21 protein-coding genes and 2 tRNA genes are annotated in these 22,070 nt (G+C 67.7%); 12 read left to right on the top strand and 11 right to left on the bottom strand.

The features are described 5' to 3' along the window. The first annotated feature begins 99 nt into the window (after positions 1 to 99). Positions 100 to 3,528 carry a DEAD/DEAH box helicase family protein gene (locus tag E8P82_RS08455; protein ID WP_136454056.1) on the top strand — a complete coding sequence of 1,143 codons (3,429 nt, stop codon included), beginning with the start codon at positions 100 to 102 and terminating at the stop codon, positions 3,526 to 3,528. 121 nt (positions 3,529 to 3,649) lie between these two features. Here E8P82_RS08455 and E8P82_RS08450 read toward each other — a convergent pair whose 3' ends face one another. Together E8P82_RS08450 and E8P82_RS08445 are read right to left on the bottom strand one after the other, a co-directional pair. Beyond that, on the bottom strand, positions 3,650 to 4,066 hold the full coding sequence (locus E8P82_RS08450) for a hypothetical protein (RefSeq protein WP_136454055.1): 417 nt from the start codon (positions 4,064 to 4,066) through the stop codon (positions 3,650 to 3,652). Positions 4,067 to 4,074: 8 nt separating this feature from the next. Next, complete coding sequence (locus tag E8P82_RS08445; RefSeq protein ID WP_136454054.1) at positions 4,075 to 5,262, bottom strand: amidohydrolase; 1,188 nt, start codon at positions 5,260 to 5,262, stop codon at positions 4,075 to 4,077. 134 nt (positions 5,263 to 5,396) lie between these two features. Here E8P82_RS08445 and E8P82_RS08440 point away from each other — a divergent pair, with 134 nt between their 5' ends. The 4 genes from E8P82_RS08440 (at position 5,397) to E8P82_RS08425 (ending at position 8,636) form a co-directional block, all read left to right on the top strand. Further along, positions 5,397 to 6,053: an MOSC domain-containing protein gene (locus tag E8P82_RS08440; protein ID WP_136454053.1), complete on the top strand. Its 657-nt coding sequence runs from the start codon at positions 5,397 to 5,399 to the stop codon at positions 6,051 to 6,053. 381 nt (positions 6,054 to 6,434) lie between these two features. After that, positions 6,435 to 8,306 carry a DEAD/DEAH box helicase gene (locus tag E8P82_RS08435; RefSeq protein WP_246021152.1) on the top strand — a complete coding sequence of 624 codons (1,872 nt, stop codon included), beginning with the start codon at positions 6,435 to 6,437 and terminating at the stop codon, positions 8,304 to 8,306. 130 nt (positions 8,307 to 8,436) lie between these two features. After that, positions 8,437 to 8,508: transfer RNA gene (locus tag E8P82_RS08430), tRNA-Thr, on the top strand. Positions 8,509 to 8,562: 54 nt separating this feature from the next. After that, positions 8,563 to 8,636: transfer RNA gene (locus E8P82_RS08425), tRNA-Met, on the top strand. A 67-nt stretch (positions 8,637 to 8,703) separates the two neighbouring features. Here the strand turns inward: E8P82_RS08425 and E8P82_RS15020 are convergent. From E8P82_RS15020 to E8P82_RS08415, 3 genes are all read right to left on the bottom strand, one after another. After that, positions 8,704 to 8,877 (bottom strand): hypothetical protein, encoded by a 174-nt coding sequence (locus E8P82_RS15020; protein ID WP_168796526.1) that lies wholly within the window; start codon positions 8,875 to 8,877, stop codon positions 8,704 to 8,706. Between the two features lie 28 nt (positions 8,878 to 8,905). Beyond that, positions 8,906 to 9,337: a hypothetical protein gene (locus E8P82_RS08420; RefSeq protein WP_136454052.1), complete on the bottom strand. Its 432-nt coding sequence runs from the start codon at positions 9,335 to 9,337 to the stop codon at positions 8,906 to 8,908. Positions 9,338 to 9,410: 73 nt separating this feature from the next. Then, positions 9,411 to 10,040, bottom strand: a complete 630-nt coding sequence (locus E8P82_RS08415; RefSeq protein WP_136454051.1) for a class I SAM-dependent methyltransferase — start codon at positions 10,038 to 10,040, stop codon at positions 9,411 to 9,413. A 204-nt stretch (positions 10,041 to 10,244) separates the two neighbouring features. On the opposite strand from E8P82_RS08415, the gene E8P82_RS08410 reads away from it, so the two are divergent. The 7 genes from E8P82_RS08410 (at position 10,245) to E8P82_RS08380 (ending at position 16,260) form a co-directional block, all read left to right on the top strand. Beyond that, positions 10,245 to 11,567, top strand: a complete 1,323-nt coding sequence (locus tag E8P82_RS08410) for a MinD/ParA family ATP-binding protein (protein ID WP_211096836.1) — start codon at positions 10,245 to 10,247, stop codon at positions 11,565 to 11,567. A 106-nt stretch (positions 11,568 to 11,673) separates the two neighbouring features. After that, a complete protein-coding gene (locus tag E8P82_RS08405) occupies positions 11,674 to 12,723 on the top strand; it encodes an ATP-dependent DNA ligase (RefSeq protein ID WP_136454050.1) in 1,050 nt (349 codons plus the stop codon). A gap of 66 nt (positions 12,724 to 12,789) precedes the next feature. Next, positions 12,790 to 13,848 carry a DUF2797 domain-containing protein gene (locus E8P82_RS08400; protein ID WP_136454049.1) on the top strand — a complete coding sequence of 353 codons (1,059 nt, stop codon included), beginning with the start codon at positions 12,790 to 12,792 and terminating at the stop codon, positions 13,846 to 13,848. 100 nt (positions 13,849 to 13,948) lie between these two features. Beyond that, on the top strand, positions 13,949 to 14,179 hold the full coding sequence (locus E8P82_RS08395; RefSeq protein ID WP_136454048.1) for a hypothetical protein: 231 nt from the start codon (positions 13,949 to 13,951) through the stop codon (positions 14,177 to 14,179). Between the two features lie 106 nt (positions 14,180 to 14,285). Then, the gene (locus E8P82_RS08390; protein ID WP_136454047.1) at positions 14,286 to 14,735 is read left to right on the top strand and encodes an FAS1-like dehydratase domain-containing protein; all 450 of its coding nucleotides are present in this window, start codon (positions 14,286 to 14,288) and stop codon (positions 14,733 to 14,735) included. Between the two features lie 2 nt (positions 14,736 to 14,737). After that, on the top strand, positions 14,738 to 15,178 hold the full coding sequence (locus E8P82_RS08385) for a MaoC family dehydratase (RefSeq protein ID WP_136454046.1): 441 nt from the start codon (positions 14,738 to 14,740) through the stop codon (positions 15,176 to 15,178). An 8-nt stretch (positions 15,179 to 15,186) separates the two neighbouring features. Beyond that, positions 15,187 to 16,260, top strand: a complete 1,074-nt coding sequence (locus E8P82_RS08380) for a UDP-N-acetylmuramate dehydrogenase (protein ID WP_136454160.1) — start codon at positions 15,187 to 15,189, stop codon at positions 16,258 to 16,260. A 27-nt stretch (positions 16,261 to 16,287) separates the two neighbouring features. Here E8P82_RS08380 and E8P82_RS08375 read toward each other — a convergent pair whose 3' ends face one another. The 6 genes from E8P82_RS08375 to E8P82_RS08350 form a co-directional block, all read right to left on the bottom strand. After that, entirely contained in the window at positions 16,288 to 17,406 is a 1,119-nt protein-coding gene (locus tag E8P82_RS08375; protein ID WP_168796534.1) for a N(5)-(carboxyethyl)ornithine synthase, read from the bottom strand. Positions 17,407 to 17,551: 145 nt separating this feature from the next. Continuing rightward, a complete protein-coding gene (locus E8P82_RS08370) occupies positions 17,552 to 18,031 on the bottom strand; it encodes a hypothetical protein (protein WP_136454044.1) in 480 nt (159 codons plus the stop codon). A gap of 724 nt (positions 18,032 to 18,755) precedes the next feature. Further along, complete coding sequence (locus tag E8P82_RS08365; RefSeq protein WP_136454043.1) at positions 18,756 to 19,184, bottom strand: hypothetical protein; 429 nt, start codon at positions 19,182 to 19,184, stop codon at positions 18,756 to 18,758. 199 nt (positions 19,185 to 19,383) lie between these two features. After that, on the bottom strand, positions 19,384 to 20,523 hold the full coding sequence (gene asd, locus E8P82_RS08360) for an aspartate-semialdehyde dehydrogenase (RefSeq protein ID WP_136454042.1): 1,140 nt from the start codon (positions 20,521 to 20,523) through the stop codon (positions 19,384 to 19,386). Positions 20,524 to 20,674: 151 nt separating this feature from the next. Then, positions 20,675 to 21,241, bottom strand: coding sequence for a dihydrofolate reductase (locus tag E8P82_RS08355; protein ID WP_136454041.1), 567 nt, complete (start codon positions 21,239 to 21,241; stop codon positions 20,675 to 20,677). Beyond that, positions 21,238 to 22,017 (bottom strand): thymidylate synthase, encoded by a 780-nt coding sequence (locus E8P82_RS08350; RefSeq protein WP_246021145.1) that lies wholly within the window; start codon positions 22,015 to 22,017, stop codon positions 21,238 to 21,240. Before E8P82_RS08350 ends, E8P82_RS08355 begins: the two co-directional genes overlap by 4 nt. Positions 22,018 to 22,070: the final 53 nt, after the last annotated feature.

Raw genomic sequence — 22,070 nt, 5'->3', positions numbered from 1 at the left:
CCGCACGCCGACCCTGTCCATGAATGCACTGTATTCCCGAAGTAGTCTCTGTTCTACAAGTCCGGGACCGTCGCTTCTGCATGGTTGACTGGTTCCCACATGCGGCGTGGCAGCGACGGGGGTCCAGTAGTGGGGGCAGGCAACAGCAACTTCGGCTTTCTGCTGGCCGAGTGGCCTGACCTCGCCCAATATGCCCGGCGTGCCGAGAAGTTCGCCCGCATCGACCCGCGCGCTTCCATGTTCTACTCCCGGTACACAGTTGAGCGGCTCGTCGAATGGCTCTACACGGTGGAAACCGCGCTGGCGCTCCCGTACAAGGAAGACCTCAACGCCCTGCTCAATGAGCCTGCGTTCAAGGGGCTCGTGGGCACTGTCATCGGCGGCAAACTCACCATCATCCGAAAAGCCGGGAACAACGCCGTCCACAACCCGGTCGACCCCACCGCACAGGGCGCGGACATCGTCCTGCGGGAGCTGCACCACGTCTGCTACTGGCTCGCCCGGAACTATGCGAAGAACGGCAGCCAGCTGCCGCCGTCGCTGGCGTTCGACGCTGAACACCTCGCCCCGGCCGGCACAGCTCCTGCCCAGCAGCAATCTCCCGAGGCGCTCCAGAAACTGGAGGAGGAGCTCAAGGCCAAGGACGCGGCCCTGGCCAGGGCCGCCGCCGAGTCGGCGGACTTCGCAGCACAGCTGAAGCAGCTGCAGGCCGAGATTGCCACCATCAAACAAGAGAACCAGACCGTCCCGGACCAGCACGACTACGACGAGGCGCTGACCCGCAGTCGCCTCATCGACGGGAACCTCGAGGAGGCCGGCTGGCCGCTGGACAATCCGGAGGACCGGGAATTCAAGGTGGACACCATGCCCACGGCCAGCGGCACGCTGAGCGGCGTCGGCTACGTGGACTACGTGCTCTGGGGCGCCGACGGGCTTCCGCTCGCCGTCGTCGAGGCCAAGCGGACCACCAAGGACCCGCACGTGGGCAAGCAGCAGGCGAAGCTGTACGCGGACAGTCTGGAACGCCGGTACAACAGGCGGCCCATCATCTACTACACGTCCGGTCACGAGACCTGGATCTGGGACGACACCATGTACCCGGAGAGGGCCGTCCAGGGCTTCCACACACGGGACCAGCTCCAGCTCCTCGTCAACCGCCGGCAGACCCGCAAACCACTGGCGCAGCAGCAGATCGATGACGGAATAGTCGAACGGCCGTACCAGCACAACGCCATCCGCGCCGTCACCGAAGCGTACGAGAACGACTACGAACGCAAAGCCCTCGTGGTCATGGCGACGGGCACGGGCAAGACGCGCACCGTCGTCGCACTCACCGAACTGCTGCAGGAAGCCAACTGGGCCAAACGCGTCCTCTTCCTGGCCGACCGCGTGGCCCTGGTGAAGCAGGCCGCCAACGCGTTCAAAACCCATCTCCCCGGCTCCGGCCCGGTGATTCTGGGCTCCGGCGAGGAGGCGGACAGCCGCATCCACGTGGCCACGTACCCCACCATGATGAACCTCATCAATAAGACGGAGGGCAGGCTGCGCCAGCGCAGGTTCGGGATCGGCCACTACGACCTCATCATCGTGGACGAAGCCCACCGCTCCATCTACCAGAAGTACAAGGCGATCTTCGACTACTTCGACTCGCTCCTGATCGGCCTCACCGCCACTCCCCAGTCGGAGGTGGACCGCAACACCTACAGCCTCTTCGGCATCGAGGACAACGTCCCCACGTTCGCCTACGAACTGAACGAAGCCATCGAGGCCGGGTACCTCGTACCTCCCCGCGTTGTGCCGGTGCCGCTGAAGTTCCCGTACGAGGGCATCGCCTACGACGACCTCCCCGAGCACGAGAAGGAGCAGTGGGACGAGCTCGACTGGGACGAGGACGGCGAGATCCCCGAATCCGTGGACCCCGCCGTCGTCAATTCCTGGCTCTTCAACACCGACACGGTGGACAAGGCGCTCGAAGTGCTGATGACGCACGGGCACAAGGTGGCGGGCGGCGACCGCCTGGGCAAGACCATCATCTTCGCCAAGAACAACCGGCATGCCGAATACATCGCGACACGCTTCGACAAGAATTACCCGCACCTCAAAGGACACTTCGCCCGGGTGGTCACGTACCAGGTGAACTATGCACAGAACCTCATCGACGAGTTCTCGCGCCGCGACGCCGACCCTCACATCGCGATCTCCGTGGACATGCTGGACACGGGCATCGACGTCCCCGAAGTCGTCAACCTGGTCTTCTTCAAGATGGTCCGGTCCAAGACCAAGTTCTGGCAGATGGTGGGCCGCGGCACGCGCCTGTGCCCCGACCTCTTCGGCCCCGGCGAGGACAAGAAGGACTTCTTCATCTTCGACCTCTGCCGCAACGTCGAATACTTCAACGCCGGCATGCCCGGCAATGAAAGCTCCCTGGGCACCTCCCTCGCGGAGAGCACCTTCGCCACGCGCGTCCGGCTGCTGCGGACGACGGCGGACCTCGCCTGGGATTCCGGCTCTCCCTTCGTCGTCGAACTGCAGGAGTCGTTGAAGCACACCGTGGGCAGGCTGCCGCTGGAGAACTTCCTGGTCAGGCCTGCCCGGAAATGGGTGGAGAAGTTCACGGAGGAATCGACCTGGACGTCCCTGGGCCGCGAGGACTTCGACGCGCTCGAGACCGAGATTGCCCGGTTGGCATCCATCGGCGCCCTGCCCGACACGGAGGAGGCCAAGCGCTTCGACTATCTTGTGCTGCGAACGGAACTGGCAGCACTCCAGGGGAGCCCGCTGGGTCCGTTGCGGACGAAAGTACAAGCCGTAGCCGCCGCACTGCAGGACCAGCCGGACGTTCCCGCCATCGCGGCGCAACTGCCGCTGATCGAGGCGATCCTCGACGACGCCGAATGGGAGTCCGTGTCAGCGGAATGGCTGGAGGAGATCAGGCTCCGGCTCCGCGAACTCGTCCACCTGATCGAGAAACGCAAGCGGCACGTCGTCTACACGAACTTCCTGGACGAACTCGGCGAGCTCGAAGAAACCGACCTCGTGGGGGCATCCAACGGCCATATGGACCTTGCCCGCTACCGCGAGAAGGTCCGGCAGTACCTTGCCGACCACCAGGACCACGCCGCCATCCAGCGCCTGCGCCGGAACAGGCAGCTCACAGCGCTGGACCTCTCCGAGCTGGAACGCATCCTGCTGGAGAGCGGCCTCGGCTCACGGGAGGATCTCGACAGGGCCGCGGCCGAGGGTCTCGGACTGTACGTGCGGTCGCTGGTGGGCCTGGACCGCGACGCGGTGGAGGAAGCGCTCGCCGAGTTCGTTGCGAACACCACGCTGACGGCCCAGCAGCTCGACTTCCTGCAGGTCCTCACGAACCACCTCGTCGACAACGGGACTGTGTCCCCAGGCGCGTTGTTCGACTCGCCCTACAACGAACTGGCTCCGGCAGGTCCCGATGTTCTTTTCGGCGAGGAGGGCGTCGTCAGGCTCTTCGGTGTCCTGCGGACCATCGAGAGCCATGCACGCGTGGGCTGAGCGGAATCGCAGAGGGGGACCGATCAGCTCGCGGCACCTATCGGCTGCGCCCGCACCCATCGGCTGCGCCGGCAGGAGGCTGTCGGCGGGCGCGAGCAGTGCGCCCGCGCCCGGCAGGGTGCTAGCGCGACCCGGGCAGCCTGAACTTTCTCTTCGCCTTGGGCTGGGTGAGCTGGAAGTAGTCGCTGCTCTGCGGCAGCCACATGAGCAGCACCGCGAGGAGCATGGCCCCGGCGATCAGCGACAGGCCCGGCGTCCCGCGAACCAGGATCGGCACGCCGAGCAGGATGCCGATGGTGCTCAGCATCTCGCGGGCGCTCCTTCTACCGCGGCGTAGCGGCAGCAGGAGAACCAGCTGGAGGATCGCGACGACGCCGAACAGGGAGCCGAGGCCGATCGATCCCGCGCGGTCGAGATTCTGCAGCGCGGCCGAGCTGATGAAGGTCGCGGCGGCCACGAGCAGCAGCACAGCGATCACGAGCCACACCGCAAGTGCGGCACGCAGTGTGAAGGGTCGTGGCGGCAGCGTTCGTGCCACGGAGCCGATCAGCCCCGCGGAGCGACGGTGCTACTGCCGCTTGCCGAGTCGTAGGAGTAGACCTCCGTACCGCCGATCCACACCTGCAGCGCGCGCTGCATGACATCGAGCGGGTCACCGCTCCACAGCACCAGGTCGGCGTCCTTGCCGACGCTGATTGAGCCGAGCCGATCGGCGAGGCCGAGCACCTTGGCCGGATTGATGGTGATGGAGCGCAGCGCCGTCTCGCGGTCGAGGCCCTCCTTGACCGCCAGTGTGGCCTGGTGAACGAGGAAGTTGATGGGGATCACGGGGTGGTCGGTGATGATCGAGATCTCGACGCCCGCCTTCGCCAGCTTCCCGGGATTGGCGATCGACCGGCCGCGCAGCTCCACCTTCGACTTCGTGGTGAACAGCGGACCGATCAGCACGGGCGTGCCGCGCTCCGCCAGGACATCTCCGAGCAGATGGGCCTCGGTGCCGTGGTCCAGCACGAGGTCGTAGCCGAACTCGTCGGCCAGCCGGATCGCCGTGGCGATGTCGTCCGCGCGGTGGGCGTGCTGGCGCCAGGGGATCTCACGGCGCAGCACCATGGCCAGGGCCTCGAGATGCGGATCGCGCGCGTTCTCGTCGGCCTTGCCCAGGTAGTTCTGGGCCTTCATGAACGCCTCGCGGATCACCAGGGCTGTGCCGAGGCGAGTGGAGGGCGTCTTGCCCTTGTCCCCGTAGACGCGCTTGGGGTTCTCGCCGAGCGCCGACTTCAGGCCGCTGGGGGAGCGCAGCACCATCTCCTCGAGATAGCGCCCGTGGGTGTGGATGGCAACGGCCTGCCCGCCGATCGGGTTGCCCGAGCCGGGGTTCACGTTCACCGTGGTCACACCACCGGCGAGGGCGTCGTCGAACCCTGGATCATAGGGGTTGACGGCGTCGATGGCGCGGACGCCGGCCATGTTCGGGTCCGTCATCTCGTTGGTGTCGTCACCGGCGGCGCCCTCACCCTCCTCGTGCGTTCCGAGGTGCACATGGGCGTCGACGAACCCGGGCAGCAGCCACTTGCCGCCGGCGTCGATGACGGTGGCGCCGTCGGGCACGGAGATCGCGGCTCCGAGGGCCGAGATACGACCGTCCTCCACGAGGACCGTGCCGTCGAAGGGTTCGCCGTCGATCGGGACCACGTGGGCGTTGGTGATGGCTGTGGTGACGCTGGGGGAGGACATCGGTGTCGACCTTTCCTGGGACGGGTGGGGTGATTTCCACCATATCGGCACTGGAGCACGCTGGAGACGATCCGCCTCCGGGCAGGGTCTCCGGTGCGCCGCTGGCTCACGCACAGGATGCATAGGATGTGGCCATGACCACTGGCACCCTCCTCGCTGTCTGCCGCGTGCACGAACTCCTGCCCACGAAGGACACCACCGGTGTGACCGCCATCGACAAGCGAGCGGTCGAGGGGCCCGTCACCGTCCACCCGCTGGGGCTCACCGGCGATGTCCAGGCCAGCAGGAAGCATCATGGCGGACCGTTGAAGGCCATCTACGCCTACGGGCAGCCCGACGCCGACTTCTGGACGCAGCAGCTGGGCCGGGACATGCGTCCGGGCCTGTTCGGCGAGAATCTCCGGGTCGGCGGGATCGACGCGTCCAACGCCGTCATCGGCGAGCGCTGGAGCATCGGCGACCAGGTGGTCCTCGAGGTGACTATGCCGCGGACGCCCTGCATCAACTTCGCCCGCTTCCTCGATGAGAAGTCGTGGGTCAGACGCTTCTCGGAGGCGAACCGCGTGGGTACCTACCTCCGCGTGGTCTCGCGCGGGAGCATCACGGCTGGGGACACCATCCGCGTGCACGACGTCCCCGCGCACGGAGTCACGGCCGCCCAGGTCTTCGCCGGACTCGACCAGGACCAGGCGCAGGTGCTGCTGAGCGCGGCCGACGACGGCCGAATCACACTCGCTCCGCAGGTGCGGCGCTCCGCACTGCGGGCATCGAAGGTGGCATCGCCGGCCTGACGTGCGGAACGTCACCTGCTCGGGCTCGTGCCCGTGCAGCGCAGGTGGAGGGGTGTGCCGTAGACTGGATACATCCCCCACACCGGTATTCCCGTCATCTCCGGCCATTCGGTCCGGATAGGTTGTGTTGGGGCTCGGAGCCAAGACTCGCGAGCAGATTCATCAGGGAGCGCCGGCGAGAGAAAAGTTCCATATCGCAGCTCATAGCGAGCGTCAGCGATGCGGGACGAGGAATCACGGCGCGGGATTGAGACAGTGCCGGATTCCCACGTTCATCCGGCACTTCGGGCTTCCTCCCGCAGGGCCGGCCGGCACCTACCTGGAGGACTGTTTCCCGTGCCTGAAAATCTGACCGAGCAGAACACCGAAACCACATCCGGCATCGAGGCAGCACCGGCTGCATCCGGCGCCCAGCCGGTCGACGACGGCGTGGACATCCGCTTCGCCGACCTCAACCTCGACGGGCGCGTTCTCGCGGCCCTGTCCGACGTCGGCTACGAGAAGCCTTCACCCATCCAGGCGGCGACGATCCCCGCGCTGCTCGACGGCCGCGACGTCGTCGGTCTCGCCCAGACCGGCACCGGCAAGACCGCCGCGTTCGCCATCCCGGCGCTGTCCAAGATGGCCGAGCTCGCCGATATCAACGGCGGACCCAGCAAGAACACGCAGGTGCTGGTGCTCGCACCGACCCGCGAGCTCGCACTCCAGGTCGCCGAGGCCTTCACCTCCTACGCCAAGCACATGGACGGCTTCACCGTCCTGCCCGTCTACGGCGGTTCGCCCTACGGACCGCAGCTCAACGGGCTGCGCCGTGGCGCGCAGGTGGTCGTCGGGACCCCGGGCCGCGTGATCGATCACATCTCCAAGGGCTCGCTCGACCTGTCCAATCTCGAGTACGTGGTGCTCGACGAGGCGGACGAGATGTTGCGCATGGGCTTCGCCGAGGACGTGGAGCAGATCCTCTCCTCGACCCCTGACGAGAAGCAGGTGGCCCTGTTCTCCGCGACCATGCCCCCGGCCATTCGGCGCATCGCCAAGAAGTACCTGAACGATCCGGCCGAGATCTCGGTCAAGGGCAAGACGACGACGGGCACCAACACGCGCCAGCGGTACCTGCAGGTCATGGGCCCGCACAAGCTGGACGCGCTCACGCGGATCCTCGAGGTCGAGGACTACGACGGCATCATCGCGTTCGTCCGCACCAAGATGGCGACCGAGGACCTGGCGGACAAGTTGCGTTCACGGGGCTTCTCGGCCGCAGCCATCAACGGTGACATCCCGCAGCAGCAGCGCGAGCGCACCGTCGAGGCCCTCCGCGACGGCAAGATCGACATCCTCGTGGCGACCGACGTCGCGGCCCGCGGTCTGGACGTGGACCGCATCTCGCTCGTCGTGAACTACGACATCCCGCACGACACGGAGTCCTACGTGCACCGCATCGGCCGCACCGGCCGCGCGGGCCGTTCGGGGGACGCCATCCTGTTCATCACGCCGCGGGAGAAGTACCTGCTGCGCTCCATCGAGAAGGCCACGCGCCAGCCCGTGGAGCAGATGCAGTTGCCGTCCACGGCGAAGATCAACGAGCTGCGTCTGGGCAAGTTCGCCGACAGGATCACCCAGACCCTCTCCGGTGAGGACGTCTCGCTGTTCCGCGAGTTGATCGCGAACTACGAGCAGGAGCACGACGTCCCGGCCAGCGAGATCGCCGCGGCCCTCGCCGTCATGGCACAGGGCGGCCAGCCGATCCTCGTGAAGGACATCCCCGTGGCTCCTGCCGGTCAGCGCGAGCGGGCCGAGGGGCGCAAGGACGGCTTCGGCTCCCGGGGCCCGACGCGCACCCTCACGGAGGGCAACGCCACCTACCGCATCGCGGTGGGACGTCGTCAGCGGGTGATGCCCGGTTCCATCGTCGGCGCCATCGCCAACGAGGGCGGATTGTCCTCGGCACAGATCGGCGGGATCGACATCCGCGCCGACCACAGTCTCGTGGAGCTTCCGGCCGATCTGTCCAAGGATCAGCTGCGTGCCCTGTCCAGGACGCGCATCGGCGGCGAACTCATCCACCTCGAGCTCGACAAGGGCCGCAAGCCCTCGGGCGGACGCGGCGCCGGCGAGTTCAAGAAGCCGTATCGGAAGGACTACCCCAAGCGCGACGGCGATACCCGGTTCTCGGGTGACGCCAGCCGCAAGCCGCGCCAGAACAAGGGTGCAGGCGCCGGCACGGGGCGCTCCAGCGCGCAGTCCGAGCAGTAGCAGGAACGCACGGGAGGACCGCGTGGGAGTGGCGGCTGACGCTGCTCCCACGCGGTCCGCGGATCCGCCCTTCCGGAGCGGCTCGCGATTTCGCCCCACCGCCGGAGAACTGGTAACGTAACGTGCTGTTGCCCCCCTAGCTCAGTGGTAGAGCGCGTTCTTGGTAAGAACGAGGTCACCGGATCGATTCCGGTGGGGGGCTCACGAATGAGAGGCCCGTGACGATCCTCGGATCGGTGCGGGCACCCTCATTTGCGGCGGTGTAGCTCAGCTGGTTAGAGCGCACGACTCATAATCGTGAGGTCCCGGGATCGAGTCCCGGCACCGCTACAGCAGGAAGGCCCCGGAGCTCGTGCTCCGGGGCCTTCCTGCTTTTCGTGGTGTGCGGGGGAACCCGCTACTGCTTCTTCATGGCCGCTTCCTTGACGGACTGCGGTGTCTTACGGCCGAGCTGTTCGTCGAGCGCTACACGCAGCCGCGCCTTCGCGGCGCTCACCCTCGGGGTGTCAGCCGGTCGCCGGTAGACGGGCTGCCCGTTCGGCGCTGGTCGTGCACGTGCTGTATCGGTCATCGCCACTCCTCGGTCGGTCGTCCTGTTCTCATTGTCCGCCACCGTCGTCGGGCAGTCCAGCACGTGGGTCCTCAGGGTTGGCGACCGGGCTGCTGACCCAGATGGCATCGAGGATCAGGCGGTCCTCCTCCGTGGTGAGCTCACTGTAGGACAGCCGCAGGAGGGCCTCCACACCAGCCTCCTGCCGTACCGGATCGAGGGAGGTCGCGGCGTCGATACCCCACTGCGTCCGGCGCCACCACTCCGACCGGTCGTCGGCCCGCCTCTTCTGCTCGAGCGCCGCGCGGTCCGCCGTCGCCCGCTGGCGCAGTGTCGCGAAGGCGGTGATCGTGGCCAGCGCTGCGGCGAGCAGGACGGCCAGGGGCGCCAGGGCTCCGACGATCTCCCACCATCGCGGGCCCTCGGAGACGATCTCCACGACGATCGGGTCGGGCGGCAGAGTCACGGTCAGGACGGACATGGCGCCAGCCTAGTTGCAGGCACTCCCGCCGGCAGCAGCTCCGGCGTGCTCCGAGGACCCGCGCCGCCGGCACTCAGCGCAGGCGCACCGCGTGGACGACGACGTCGTTCACGCCCACGTCGCGTCCGTCCGGCGTCCGTTCGGTGCGCGCGCGGGATTCGCCGACGCGGATGTCCCACGAATCGTCGAGCACGGCGGCTACCTGCTCCGGGGTGTAGTACAGCTCGGGCTGCGGCGGTCTCCCGACGCCCGTGTGCAGGTCCGAAGGATCGTGGGCGACGATCAAGAGCGAGCCACCGGTGCCCACGCGGGTGGCGAGCATGCGGAACAGGCGTGTGCGTTCGGGGTCCGCAAGGTGCATGAACTGTACGGAGACGAGATCGAAATCCGCGGGGAGTTCGGGTGAGGACAGCAGATCCACTTGCCGCCAGTCGAGACGGGCGGTCACCGATGCATCGAGTTCCCGCGTATGCGCACGCGCACGGGAGAGAGCGACCGCTGAGACGTCGACCCCGAGGACGTCCCAGCCGGACGTGGCAAGCCAGATCGCGTCCGCTCCCTCACCGGCCCCGACGTCGAGCGCCCTGCCGGGCTGAAGGCTCTCCGCCACGGCGACGAGCTGCCTGTTCGGCTCTCCGCTCCACACGTGGGAACGCTTCCGGTAGCGCTCGTCCCAGAACTCCTGCATCGATCCGGACTGCATCGTGTCTCCTTCCTCGGGCCGGCTCAGGACGGCAGGCCCGCAAGTGCCGACTCCTGCCCCACCTCATGGTGGCTGGCCCGCGCGCTGTGCGGAAGATCAGGAAGTTTCCCGGGGAAGACCTTCACGGGGCAGTGATGGCGCCATAGGATGAGCGCACATTCGACGGACGCCCGGTCCGCGGGCCCCCAAGGGGAAGCAGCCACGATGACACACGAGAAGTCTGCCAGGACCACCGCGGACCCACAGGACGCACCGGGTGGCGCACGCCGACGTCGGGCGCAGGACATCCCACCACGTTTCGTGGATCGCTTCTCTCCCGGTCCGGACGGACACGCGCCGGAGATCGCCCCGGACTCTGCGGGCTCCGACGCCGTGGTGCAGGCTCAGGCCGCGGACGAGAAGCCGGCGGAGAGGAACCCACAGGAAATGAGTCCTCCCGTACGGGTGGTGGTGACGGCGTCGAACGGCGTACGTCCCGGGGTGGGGACCGGCGAATCGCTGCGCATCGCGGAGCCGCCGATCCCCGCGGAGGCCTCGTCCGCACCGGCTCCGGATGCCGAGGCGTCGGCGCCACCCTCGGGGGTAGCGGCCACGGGTCTGCGCCCCAGAGAGGGACGGCGCTCCTTCCTGACCCCGGACGATGTCGTCGTGCCGGCGGAGACCGGATTCCGCGGCTTCCTCGCCGGGCTCGGTATCCGTCTCGGCCCCTCCGCCGCGGAGCGCGCTGTCCGGGCCGATGTCGCAACCGTGAGCAGGCACTGGCCCGGGCCCCGCACCATCTCGGTGGTCAACGGCAAGGGCGGCGCCAACAAGACCCCCACCACGGTGCTGCTCGCCGCCGTCTTCGCGCGCAACGGCGGCGGGCCGGTGCTGGCCTGGGACAACAACGAGACCAGGGGAACCCTCGGCTGGCGGACCGAGCAGGGTCCGCACGAGGCCACGGTGCTCGACCTCCTGCCGCAGACCGATGCCCTCCTGGCTCCCTCCGCGCAGTCGGCGCTGCTGGCGCGGTATGTCCACCACCAGACGGCCGACAAGTTCGACGTCCTCCGCTCGAAACCGGCCGTGCTCGCATCCGAGCAGAAGGTCACAGCCGGGGACTTCGACGCCCTCCACGAGGTTGCGTCCAAGTACTTCCGCCTCAACGTCGTCGATTCGGGGAACGACGAGACCGCCGAGCGCTGGCTGCGCATGATCCATCACACCGACCAACTGGTGATCGCCACCACGACGCTCGAGGAACATGCCGAAGCAGGAGCGCTCCTGCTCGAGGCACTGCGCGACCGCGGTGGACGCTACGGGGAACTGGCACGGCAGGCCGTGGTGATCATCAGCCAGTCGGACAAGAACGGCAGCAGAACCCAGGGGCGGGCGATAGCCGACGGGTTCGGCGACCTGGCGCGGCGCACCCTGACCATCCCGTTCGATGTCGCGCTGCTCAAGGGCCGCATCCGCTTCAGCGCCATGCGACCGGCCACCCAGCGGGCTTGGCTCGCCGCGGCGGCCGCCGTGGCCGAGGGGTTGTAGAGCCGAATGCCGAGCCGGCTCCTCGGAGGATGATCTCCGTGCGGTCACTCGTGCGTTCATGAAGCCCGACATAGTCAGAGGTGGCGGGATACGACAGGATCAGGACATGACCGAGCTGCCCTTTCCCGTCAAACCCATGCTGGCCAAAGCCGTCAGCGCCGTCCCCGAGCCCGACAGTCTCCCGGGAGGGCTCGTGTACGAACCGAAGTGGGACGGGTTCCGGGCCATCGTGAAGATCGAGGACGGCGCGTGTGAGATCGGGAGCCGGGGCTCGAAGCCGCTCACGCGGTACTTCCCCGAGCTCGTCGAGGCGTTGCTCGAGAATCTTCCCGACCGGTGCGTGGTCGACGGCGAGATCGTCATCCGGCAGGGTGAGACCGGGGCCGAGCGGCTCGACTGGGAGGCCCTCTCCCAGCGGATCCATCCCGCCGGGAGCCGGATCCAGCTCCTCGCCGAGCAGACGCCGTCGTCGTTCGTTGCCTTCGATCTCCTCGCACTCGACGCCACCGACCTGACAGGTCTGCCCTTCGGCCGGCGCCGCACGGTCCTGGAAGGCATCGGCGAGACCTTCTCCGCGCCGGTCCATCTCTCCCAGATCACGCGCGACGTCGAGGTGGCCCGGCGCTGGCTGGTCGAGTTCGAGGGCGCAGGCCTCGACGGCGTCGTGGCGAAGCCGCTCAGCGCGGCCTACGAGCCCGACAAGCGGCGCATGCTCAAGGTCAAGCATCATCGCAGCGCGGACACGGTGGTCCTCGGATACCGGGTGCACACCTCCGGCCGGGGCGTGGGGTCGCTGCTGCTCGGGCTGTACGACGACGGCGGCGAGCTGCGGAACGTGGGCGGTATCTCGGCCTTCTCGAATGCACGCAGACTGGAGCTGATCGACGAGCTCGACCCCGACGTGGTGCGCGACGACGACGGCGAGCCGGTCCGGGGTGCCACGGAGCGCAGCCGCTTCGCGTCCGCGAAGGACGTGTCCTTCGTCCGGCTGCACCCGCGCCGCGTGGTCGAGGTGCGGTACGACCAGATGGAGGGCGCACGCTTCCGGCACACCGTGCAGTTCGAGCGCTGGCGCCCCGACCGTCAGGCGCGCTCGTGCACGTTCGAGCAGCTCGAGATCCCGGCAGCCTACGACCTCAGCGCCGTGCTGGCGTGAGAGTCGCCGGCTGACGGATCGCGGCGCGGCCCTCGGTTCGGGGGAGGCCACGCCTACTGTGGGGGAATGGAACCGACCTATCTCTGCAGCGGCGTGACCTGGCATGCCGACGGACCAGTCCTGTCACTGCACGAGACCCTGCCGCAGGACAGGACCCTGGCGGACAAGGAGACACCTGCCTATTCCGGGTCCGGACGGCCGCACGCTTTGCGCGAGGAATCGGCCGGTGTCTCGACCGGAGGACCTGACACGCCCGGCACGGACCGCATCATCCCGGCCGGAACGGCCGACGCCGCCACGCCCGATCTCCAGCTCGCCTCGGGCGCCAGAGTGGCGTTCGAGATCGCAGCCGAGGAGAGATTCTGTCTGGGGTTCCACCGGGTCCATGACCGGGACGAGCGGACCTGGAGTCCGTGCGCCGATCAGTTGCCGGCCGAGCGAGGCTATCAGTGCGGGCGCTGCTTCGCGCAGGACGATCTGCGCTTCATGCACGACATCCACCGCTCGGGCATCGCACCGGCAGGCCTCAAGCGGTACCTGGACCAGCCGCACTGGCTCTACGTCGCGACCTTCGCCGATGGTGCGTCCAAGGTGGGAACGGCGTCGCACCTGCGGAAGCGGGCACGGCTTGTGGAACAGGGTGCAGTCCTCGCGCAGTACGTGGCCTACGCGCGCGACGGCCGGACGGTGCGGATCCTGGAGGACGAGGTGACGCGCTCCGTCGGTCTGCAGCAGGCCGTGCGTTCCGGCGCGAAAGCCGCAGCGCTCTGTGCGCCGCTACCGGCTGCGCAGCTGCAGGACATCAACGACGGCTTCGCGCTCGCAGCCCGCGGGCTGCTCGCCGGAGGCATCGACGTGGAGGGTTTCGAGGTGGTTCGGGAGGAGTTCGTCCCGCCCGAGGCCGACGTCGTCCTCGCCTACAGCGGTCTGCAGCCCTACCCCGAGCCGCTCGGAGCAGGCCGCCATGGCTTCACGATCCGCGAGCTGCTCGGGCCCTCCGCGCTGGTCTCGATCGACGGAGCCGATCTCGTCTTCGTCGCCGACCTCTCGCAGCTCAAGGGCAAGCGGCTGCACCTCGGCGACTTCACCACAGCAGTGCCCGCCGTCCAGGAGGCACTGTTCTGAGCGGCGCTGTTCGGGATAGCACTGTCAGTATGGCCCGCCGGTACTTCATTGTCGGCACGGCCCCGAACCGTCGCGTGCACGACGACGGTAGAATCAGGCCATGCTGAATACGCCCTGGGAGACCGGCTCGGACCTGTACCGCAAACTCGTGGTCTCCGCGCTCGTCACGACAGCCATCGGTATCCTGGTCGCCGTCGTCGGTGCCGGAAAGGCCCAGGACAATCTCGTGTACACGGGCATATCGGTGATCGTGGTGGGCATGATCTGCCATGTCGCAGGGATGGTCGTCCGCTCACGCGACATCAGGCGTCGCATGAAGCAGCGGGGCTGAACCCGCTCCGGATAGCACCGGGCGGTTGAGCGTGCCCGCCGTCGTCCTGCGTACCGTCCGCTCTCCTGTTCCCAGACCTGCACCGCACGCTTCCATCGGAGGATCCATGACCATCGCCCCAGACCTGCAGGGACGCACGTACCCGGCAGGCGAGCCCTATTCCGTGGGACGCGAGGCCATCCGCGACTTCGCCCGGGCCGTGAAAGCCACCCACCCGGCGCACTTCGACGTCGACGCCGCTGCGGCTCTCGGATACGCCGACCTCCTCGCGCCACCGACGTTCGCGATCATCATCGCCCAGCGCGCCGACGCGCAGCTGATCACCGACCCCGACGCCGGCATCGACTTCACCCGGGTGGTCCACGCCGATCAGCGGTTCGTCCATCACCGGCCGATTCTTGCCGGCGACCAGATCGTCGCCGAACTCCACGTGGATCAGGTACGGGCCATGGGCGGGGGAGCGATGATCACCACGCGTGCCGAGCTCTCCACGGTCGACGACGAGCCCGTGGCCACGACGACATCATCCATCCTCGTCCGCGGAGAGGGCCAGTAATCATGGCAGTGTCAATCACCACACTGGAAGTCGGCCGGCAGATCGGCTCCGCGACCGTCCACGTCACCCGACAGGATCTCGTGCGGTATGCCGGTGCCTCGGGGGACTTCAACCCGATCCACTGGAACCGGTCCTTCGCCGAGGGCGTCGGTCTGCCCGGGGTGATCGCGCACGGGATGTTCACCATGGGTGCCGCCGTCCAGCTGGTCACCGACTGGGCGGGCGACCCGGGCGCCGTCGTCGACTACCAGACGCGCTTCACCAAGCCCGTGGTCGTCGAGGACACCACCGCGGAGCCCGGCGAGCCGGGGGCCGTCGTCGAGGTTGCCGGGGTGATCGGTGCGATCGACGCCGAACTCTCGACGGCGCGCATAGACCTCACGGTGACGTCCGCCGGGCAGAAGGTGCTCGTGAAGGCGCAGGCCGTCGTGAGGCTGCCGTGAGTGCTCCCGTGACCGGGACGGGTCTCGCGGAGCTCACCACCGCCCGTGTCGGCGGAGCGGCCCGCACGTTCGTGGCGGCCCGGAGCGAGCAGGAGATCGTCGACGCCGTCCGCGCAGCCGATGCCGCCGGTGAGCCTCTGCTGATCATCAGCGGCGGGTCCAATCTGCTGATCAGTGACGACGGCTTCGACGGCACCGTCGTCCACATCGCCTCGACCGGCTTCACCGTGGACGACTCCGTGCACGGCGGCGTCGTGGTGAGTGTGCAGGCGGGCCAGGACTGGGACGACCTGGTGGAGTACACCGTGCTCCACACTCTGTCCGGGCTGGAAGCGCTCTCGGGTATCCCCGGCTCCACCGGTGCCACGCCCGTCCAGAACGTCGGAGCCTACGGATCGGATGTCTCGCAGACCATCGCAACCGTGCGCGTGTACGATCGCGAGACCGACCGCCTGAGGACCTTCACCAACGCCGAGCTGGCCTTCGGCTACCGGGATTCGCTCCTCAAGCGCAGCACCGTCAACGGTTCCCCGCGCTACGTGGTGCTCTCGGTCGACTTCCTGCTCGCCTCGGACGCGATGAGCACGCCGATCCGCTACACGGAGCTCGCGCGCGCACTCGGCGTCGACGTGGGGGAGCGCGCCTCGGTGCACGATGTGCGTCGGGAGGTACTACGGCTGCGCGGAGGCAAGGGCATGGTGCTCGATGCCCCCGATCCCGACACCTGGAGTACCGGCTCCTTCTTCACGAATCCCATCGTCAGCGCGGCGACCGCGGCCGGATTGCCGGAGGATGCGCCCCGGTTCTCATCGGGCACTGAGCAGGAGGTGAAGCTCAGTGCCGCGTGGCTGATCGAACACGCCGGCTTCGGCAAAGGGTTCGGGCTGACCGACGACGACGGCCACGCCGTCGCGGGAGGGCGGGCGGCTCTCTCGACGAAGCACACGCTCGCCCTGACCAATCGGGGCGGTGCGTCCACCAGCGATCTGCTGGCCGTGGCAAGGCTGGTCAGGGACGGCGTCGAGCGGGTCTTCGGCATCCGGTTGGAGCCGGAGCCGTTGCTGATCAACTGCGCGCTGTAGTCCTCCGCAGGGTGCAGTCCTCCGAGGTCAGGCCTCGAGGTGCGGGTACTCCGGGGAGCGGTCCTGGAAGGACAGGATGTTCTTGTTGCGGATCACGCCGTCGCTGATCTCCACCGCGTACCGCAGGACGTCGTCGTTCTCCCATGCGGTGGGCCCGTCGAGGACGGTGCGCAGATACGGCAGGAGCGCCTCGCTGATCTCCCAGGTCGCCGAGTCCCACAGGTAGGACGGGCTGTGGTCCACACCGTAGTACCGGACGTGATTTCCGACCTCGAACATCGGGTCGTCGAAGGAGGTGGGCCTGGCCCAGCTGAACCCCATTCCCTCGTCGCAGGAGACGTCGACGATCAGCGTGCCAGGATCCAGCGCGGGCAGATCGGAGTCGACGAGGAACATCACCGGCGCGTTCGGATCCTGCAGGATGCAGTTCACGATCAGGTCGTGCCCGGCGAGGAACCCGGCGAGTGGCGTGGGTCCGTCGTCCTCGTGGACGATGCTGTTCCGTGAATCCTCGGTGTCGTGCTCGACCTGCAGGATCCGTGCCGAATGGATCGGCGCACTGACCGCGGCGACGTCACGACCCGTGAGGACATCGACGTCGTGGATACCCTGGGCGTTCAGCGCGGTGACGGCGCCGCGTGCGGTGGCCCCGAAACCGATCACCACGGCGTTCAGCTTCCGGCCATAGTCACCCGTCGACCCCACGAGCTGCAGGGCGTGCAGCACGGAGGAGTATCCGGCGAGCTCGTTGTTCTTGTGGAAGACATGCAGGCTGAATGCGCCCGCCTCGGTCCAGTGGTTCATGGCTTCGAACGCGATCAGGGTCAGTCTGCGGTCGATCGCGTGCTGGGTGAGGTCGCGATCCTGCACCAGATGGGGCCATCCCCACAGGACCTGGCCCTCCCGCAGTTGGGCGACGTCCGCTGCCAGCGGCTTCGGGAGCAGGACGACGTCGCTGTCGGCGATCAGTTCCTCGCGGGTCGCGAATCCGGCGACGAAGGGAGCGAGCTGTTCGTCGGGGACCCCGAACTGGTCCCCGTAGCCGTGTTCCAGGCGGATGCGCTGTTGCAGATCCTCGTCGATCCGGGAGAAATGGTGTGGATGGATCGGCAACCGGCGTTCATTGGTCTTGCTCGAATGAGCCATGATCCCGAGGCTGAGCTGATTCACGCGTACTCCTTCTGGTTACCTTCTGTCTAGCACGTCGGTGGCGGCCGGACGAGCCGAGCCACTCTCGGGCGTCGCGCCGCTCGACGACTCCGACGTCGCCGGCCGCACGATTGCCGCTTGGTCAGCGAATGCTCCTGGCACGGCGACGTTCGAGTGCTGCTGCGAGTTCCGTCGGGTCGTCCGTCGAGACGAGCACGTCGGCGTTGCCCTTGGATATGCGCACGGACGGCCCTCCCACCAGATATCCGGTCGTGCTGTTCGGTAATTTGCGCAGGCCCATTCCTGCACCCAGGCCCGTGACCTTGTCCGGGGCGACGCCGTCGATCTGGCGGTAGGGGATGGATGTGCCGAAGATACCGGCAACCTTGATTGTCAGTTCTTCGTCGTCCAAACGCACCACAGCCTGCATCATGACGATCGCAATGAAGGTTACAGCGAGGAGAACTCCGAGGAGCAGTCCCACGGCGGTCAACCCGTCCAGGAGCATCCCCACCACTGCCAGTGTCGTCGACACCGCACCCAGGAGCAGCAGGCCCAGCCGGTACTTCCGAGGCATTCGTGCGCGGAACGTCTCTCGCGGATCCCCCTGGTGATTGCTCATGCCTTCATTGTGGTGATGGGCCTCCTTGCCGTCCAGCCGTTGAGTTCGTCGGTGCGTGCTGTTCGCTTCCTCTGCTCGATCCCACCGGTCGGCGTCGGCGGGTGGGAACGAGCGCTCCTCCCTCTGCTCGATCCCACCGGTCGGCGTCGGCGGGTGGGAATGAGCTGTCGATCCCGGTGTTCGGGTTCGGGCGGTGGGATCGGCCGGTGAGGTGGAGGCAGGTCCGGCGTTGATCCCACTGCTCCGTCTCGGGCGGTGGGGTCGAGGCAGGTTCGAGGGAGGTGCGGTGTCGATCCCAGTGGTCGGCGTCGGCGGGTGGGAACGAGCGCTCCTCCCTCTGCTCGATCCCAGTGGTCGGCGTCGGCGGGTGGGAATGAGCTGTCGATCCCGGTGTTCGGGTTCGGGCGGTGGGATCGGCTGGTGGGGTTGAGGGAGGTGCGGTGTTGATCCCGGTGTTCGGGTTCGGGCGGTGGGATCGGCTGGTGGGGTTGAGGGAGGTGCGGTGTTGATCCCAGTGGTCGGGTTCGGGCGGTGGGATCGGCCGGTGGGGTTGAGGCAGGTCCGGTGTCGATCCCAGTGGTCGGGTTCGGGCGGTGGGATCGGCCGGTGAGGTGGAGGCAGGTCCGGTGCTGATCCCAGTGGTCGGCGTCGGCGGGTGGGATCAGCCGCTGAGGGCTACTCGGCGTACGGTCAGGAGCGGGCCCAGGCCACAGGCACAGGAGCGTTACATTGCTGGAGAACGCCGTGCCTGTTCAGCGGCGGCGCGGGTGAGTACGACGTCGCTCCAGCTGCGCTCCCGCTCGACGAGTTGACGCGAGCACAGCCACTGCGCCAGTCGTGACGCGACACTGATCTGCGCGAGCCGGTCATGGAAATCCGGCAGCAGATGAGGCTGGGCGAGGAAGTCGGGCAGCGCGTGCAGTAATGCCGGTGCACCCATGATGCGCGCGTACGGACTGTCCGTACCGAACTGGCGCTCCAATGCGAGCAATTCCCGGTCCTCGGGAGCCAGCCGGGTGGCAGCGACGTCCTCGAGGTAGGAACGGAGGTGGTCCTGGACACGCTCGTACCGCAGCAGACTCTCCGGATGCCGGGCATGAGAGCTGGATGCGAAGAAGCGCCGGAGAATGGTGTCTGCGTCCAGGAAATCCATGCGGGTCATCCTGCCGCTGCCCACCGACCTTTTGTTCCGATTCTGTTGCGGGCCCATGACATCCGGGACCTGCTTCGACAGCCCCTTGTGACCAAGCGATCGCGGCCGTGGTGCCCGAACGCCCCGAGCTGGACTCGGGAGCCACTCGAACGCCCCGAGCTGGACTCGGGAGCGGCCCGACCTCCCCCCCGAAGAATGCCTACAGGTTTCCGGTTGCAATCAGCAACATTCGACGCAGCGGTTCGGCCGCTCCCCACAGGAGCTGATCCCCCACGGTGAAGGCGCTGATGTACTCGGGCCCGGGCTCGAGTTTCCGGATGCGCCCCACCGGGATCTCCAGCGAGCCGGTCGCGGCAATGGGCGTCAGACCGGTAACTGTAGCCGCCTTCGTGTTCGGGACCACCCGGACCCACTCGTTGTCCGCGGCGATGATCCCCTCGATTTCACTCACCGGCAGATCCTGCGTGAGCTTCAGGGTCAGCGCCTGGGAGTGCGAGCGCATGGCCCCGACGCGGACGCAGAGGCCGTCGAAGGGTATTCGGGTGTCCGTCCCGAGGATCTTGTTCGTCTCCGCCCCGGCCTTCCACTCCTCCTTCGACTGTCCGTTGCCGAGGTCGGCGTCGATCCAGGGAATGACGGAACCGGCGAGCGGCACCCCGAACTGGGTGGCATCCAGGCCCGGATCGCGCTGCGCTGCGAGGACGGCCCGGTCGATATCGAGGATCGCGGACGCCGGGTCGTCCAGGTTCCCGCTCACGCTGCCGTGGAGAGCGCCGAACTGTGTCAGCAGCTCGCGCATGTGGCGCGCGCCGCCCCCGGAGGCAGCCTGGTACGTCATGGACGTTCCCCACTCCACGAGTCCACTGCGGAACAGCCCGCCCAGCCCCATGAGCATGCAGGAGACCGTGCAGTTCCCGCCGATGAAGTCCCGCACTCCACGCGCCAGACCGGCATCGATGACGGACCGGTTGACCGGATCGAGCACGATGATGCTGTCCTGCTCCATGCGCAGCGTCGACGCGGCGTCCAGCCACAGCCCGGTCCACCCGGCCGCGCGCAATCTCGGATGCACCTCCGCGGTGTAGTCGCCGCCCTGCGCGGTCACGATGATCGGCAACGTTGCCAGCGTCTCGACGTCGTACGCGTCCTGCAGCACACCGGTGCCGGCGGCGAACGACGGCGGGGCGCCGCCGGCCGCCGAGGTGGAGAAGAACACGGGGTTTATGCGGGCGAAGTCGCCCTCGTCCTGGAGACGCTGCATGAGGACGGAGCCGACCATGCCGCGCCACCCGACGAAACCGACGGAGGGCAGGGCGGATGTCGCGGGAACTGAAGTCATGGGCTCCAGCCTAGGCGCGGCAACGTGGTACGCGGCACTCCATGACGGAGCTCGCACGACGGCGGCAGCATGAACGGAGACGGAGCACGGACGACGCAGCACGGACCACGGCGAGAGCACGAACGACGAGCGTCCGAATAAGACACCAGTGCTACAGCTGGCGCGTCCACAGACTGATCCGGTACCGGAGGCCGCCGGAGGATTCCAGCCAGCCGCTCTCCGGGGTGATCGCGGCCAGCGCCCAGTCGGTGTCGAGGGGTGGCGCCACGGTGTCGCCGTCCACTGCGGACTCGACAACCGTCACGAGCGCGGCATTGGCCAGGGGCATCGCCTCGGCGTAGACGCGCCCACCGCCGATGATCCAGATCTCCTCGGCTCCCGGACTCGCCCGGGCCGCCTCCATGGCTGCTTCGAGGGAATGCACGACGACGGCGCCCGGGAAGGTGCCGGGATCGTGGTGGGAGACAACGATGTTCGTGCGGTCCGGCAGGGGCTGGAACCTCGTCGGGATCGACTCCCAGGTACGCCGTCCCATGATCACCGGATGGCCCGCCGTCGTGGCCTTGAAGTAGGCCATGTCCTCCGGCAGGTTCCAGGGGATGCCGCCGTCCCGGCCGATCACACCGGCCTCCGTCTGGGCCCAGATCATGCCGATCACGGGTGCGGATCCGACGGCGTCCGGCACGCTCAGGGTGCCGGGGTCGGGAGCTGCAGTCATACGGCCACCGGCGCCTTGATGGTGGGGTGGTGCTGGTAGTCGATCACGTCGAAGTCCTCCAGGGTGTACTCGAAGATGCTCGCGGGCTTCCGGGTGAGTTCCACGCGCGGGTAGGGGTAGGGGGTGCGGGAGAGCTGCTCCCGGACCTGCTCCAGATGGTTGTCGTACACGTGGACGTCGCCGCCGGTCCAGATGAACTCACCGGGCTCGAGCCCGGTCTGCTGGGCCACCATGAGCGTCAGCAGGGCGTAGGAGGCGATGTTGAAGGGCACACCGAGGAACGTGTCGGCGGAGCGCTGGTACAGCTGGCAGGAGAGCCTGCCGGGGGCGCCGTCGACGCCGGGGCTCACGTAGAACTGGAAGAACACGTGGCAGGGTGGCAGTGCCATCGAGTGCAGCTCCGACACGTTCCACGCCGAGACGAGGTGACGGCGCGAGTCGGGTGTGGTCCTCAGACTCTCGATGACGTCCGCGATCTGGTCGATATGGCCGCCGTCGGGTGTGGGCCACGAGCGCCACTGGACGCCGTAGACCGGGCCGAGGTCGCCGTCGTCGTCCGCCCACTCGTTCCAGATGGAGACACCGCGATCCTGCAGCCAGCGGACATTCGAGTCGCCACGCAGGAACCAGAGCAGCTCCAGTGCCACGGACTTGAAGTGCACACGCTTGGTGGTGATCAGGGGGAAGGACTCGCTCAGATCGAAGCGCAGCTGCCGGCCGAAGACGCTCCGGGTTCCGGTGCCGGTCCGGTCACTCTTGACGACGCCGTTGGCCATGACGTCGCGCAGCAGGTCCTCGTACGGGGTGGGGAGGGCAGTGGTCACTCGGC

It is taken from the genome of Arthrobacter echini (assembly GCF_004803505.1).
GTDB lineage: Bacteria > Actinomycetota > Actinomycetes > Actinomycetales > Micrococcaceae > Arthrobacter_D > Arthrobacter_D echini.
This window is presented reverse-complemented; position numbering and strand designations above follow the sequence as displayed.

What these genes read in the sequence shown, in the direction of transcription:
- E8P82_RS08405 (WP_136454050.1), top strand. Translation starts at nt 11,674, where the DNA reads ATGACCGAGCTGCCCTTTCCCGTCAAACCCATGCTGGCCAAAGCCGTC.
- E8P82_RS08455 (WP_136454056.1), top strand. Translation starts at nt 100, where the DNA reads ATGCGGCGTGGCAGCGACGGGGGTCCAGTAGTGGGGGCAGGCAACAGC.
- E8P82_RS08390 (WP_136454047.1), top strand. Translation starts at nt 14,286, where the DNA reads ATGACCATCGCCCCAGACCTGCAGGGACGCACGTACCCGGCAGGCGAG.
- E8P82_RS08375 (WP_168796534.1), bottom strand. Translation starts at nt 17,406, where the DNA reads ATGGCTCATTCGAGCAAGACCAATGAACGCCGGTTGCCGATCCATCCA.
- E8P82_RS08385 (WP_136454046.1), top strand. Translation starts at nt 14,738, where the DNA reads ATGGCAGTGTCAATCACCACACTGGAAGTCGGCCGGCAGATCGGCTCC.
- E8P82_RS08410 (WP_211096836.1), top strand. Translation starts at nt 10,245, where the DNA reads ATGACACACGAGAAGTCTGCCAGGACCACCGCGGACCCACAGGACGCA.
- E8P82_RS08440 (WP_136454053.1), top strand. Translation starts at nt 5,397, where the DNA reads ATGACCACTGGCACCCTCCTCGCTGTCTGCCGCGTGCACGAACTCCTG.
- E8P82_RS08355 (WP_136454041.1), bottom strand. Translation starts at nt 21,241, where the DNA reads ATGACTGCAGCTCCCGACCCCGGCACCCTGAGCGTGCCGGACGCCGTC.
- E8P82_RS08415 (WP_136454051.1), bottom strand. Translation starts at nt 10,040, where the DNA reads ATGCAGTCCGGATCGATGCAGGAGTTCTGGGACGAGCGCTACCGGAAG.
- E8P82_RS08445 (WP_136454054.1), bottom strand. Translation starts at nt 5,262, where the DNA reads ATGTCCTCCCCCAGCGTCACCACAGCCATCACCAACGCCCACGTGGTC.
- E8P82_RS08365 (WP_136454043.1), bottom strand. Translation starts at nt 19,184, where the DNA reads ATGGATTTCCTGGACGCAGACACCATTCTCCGGCGCTTCTTCGCATCC.
- E8P82_RS08395 (WP_136454048.1), top strand. Translation starts at nt 13,949, where the DNA reads ATGCTGAATACGCCCTGGGAGACCGGCTCGGACCTGTACCGCAAACTC.
- E8P82_RS08420 (WP_136454052.1), bottom strand. Translation starts at nt 9,337, where the DNA reads ATGTCCGTCCTGACCGTGACTCTGCCGCCCGACCCGATCGTCGTGGAG.
- E8P82_RS08370 (WP_136454044.1), bottom strand. Translation starts at nt 18,031, where the DNA reads ATGAGCAATCACCAGGGGGATCCGCGAGAGACGTTCCGCGCACGAATG.
- E8P82_RS08350 (WP_246021145.1), bottom strand. Translation starts at nt 22,017, where the DNA reads ATGGCCAACGGCGTCGTCAAGAGTGACCGGACCGGCACCGGAACCCGG.
- E8P82_RS15020 (WP_168796526.1), bottom strand. Translation starts at nt 8,877, where the DNA reads ATGACCGATACAGCACGTGCACGACCAGCGCCGAACGGGCAGCCCGTC.
- asd (WP_136454042.1), bottom strand. Translation starts at nt 20,523, where the DNA reads ATGACTTCAGTTCCCGCGACATCCGCCCTGCCCTCCGTCGGTTTCGTC.
- E8P82_RS08400 (WP_136454049.1), top strand. Translation starts at nt 12,790, where the DNA reads ATGGAACCGACCTATCTCTGCAGCGGCGTGACCTGGCATGCCGACGGA.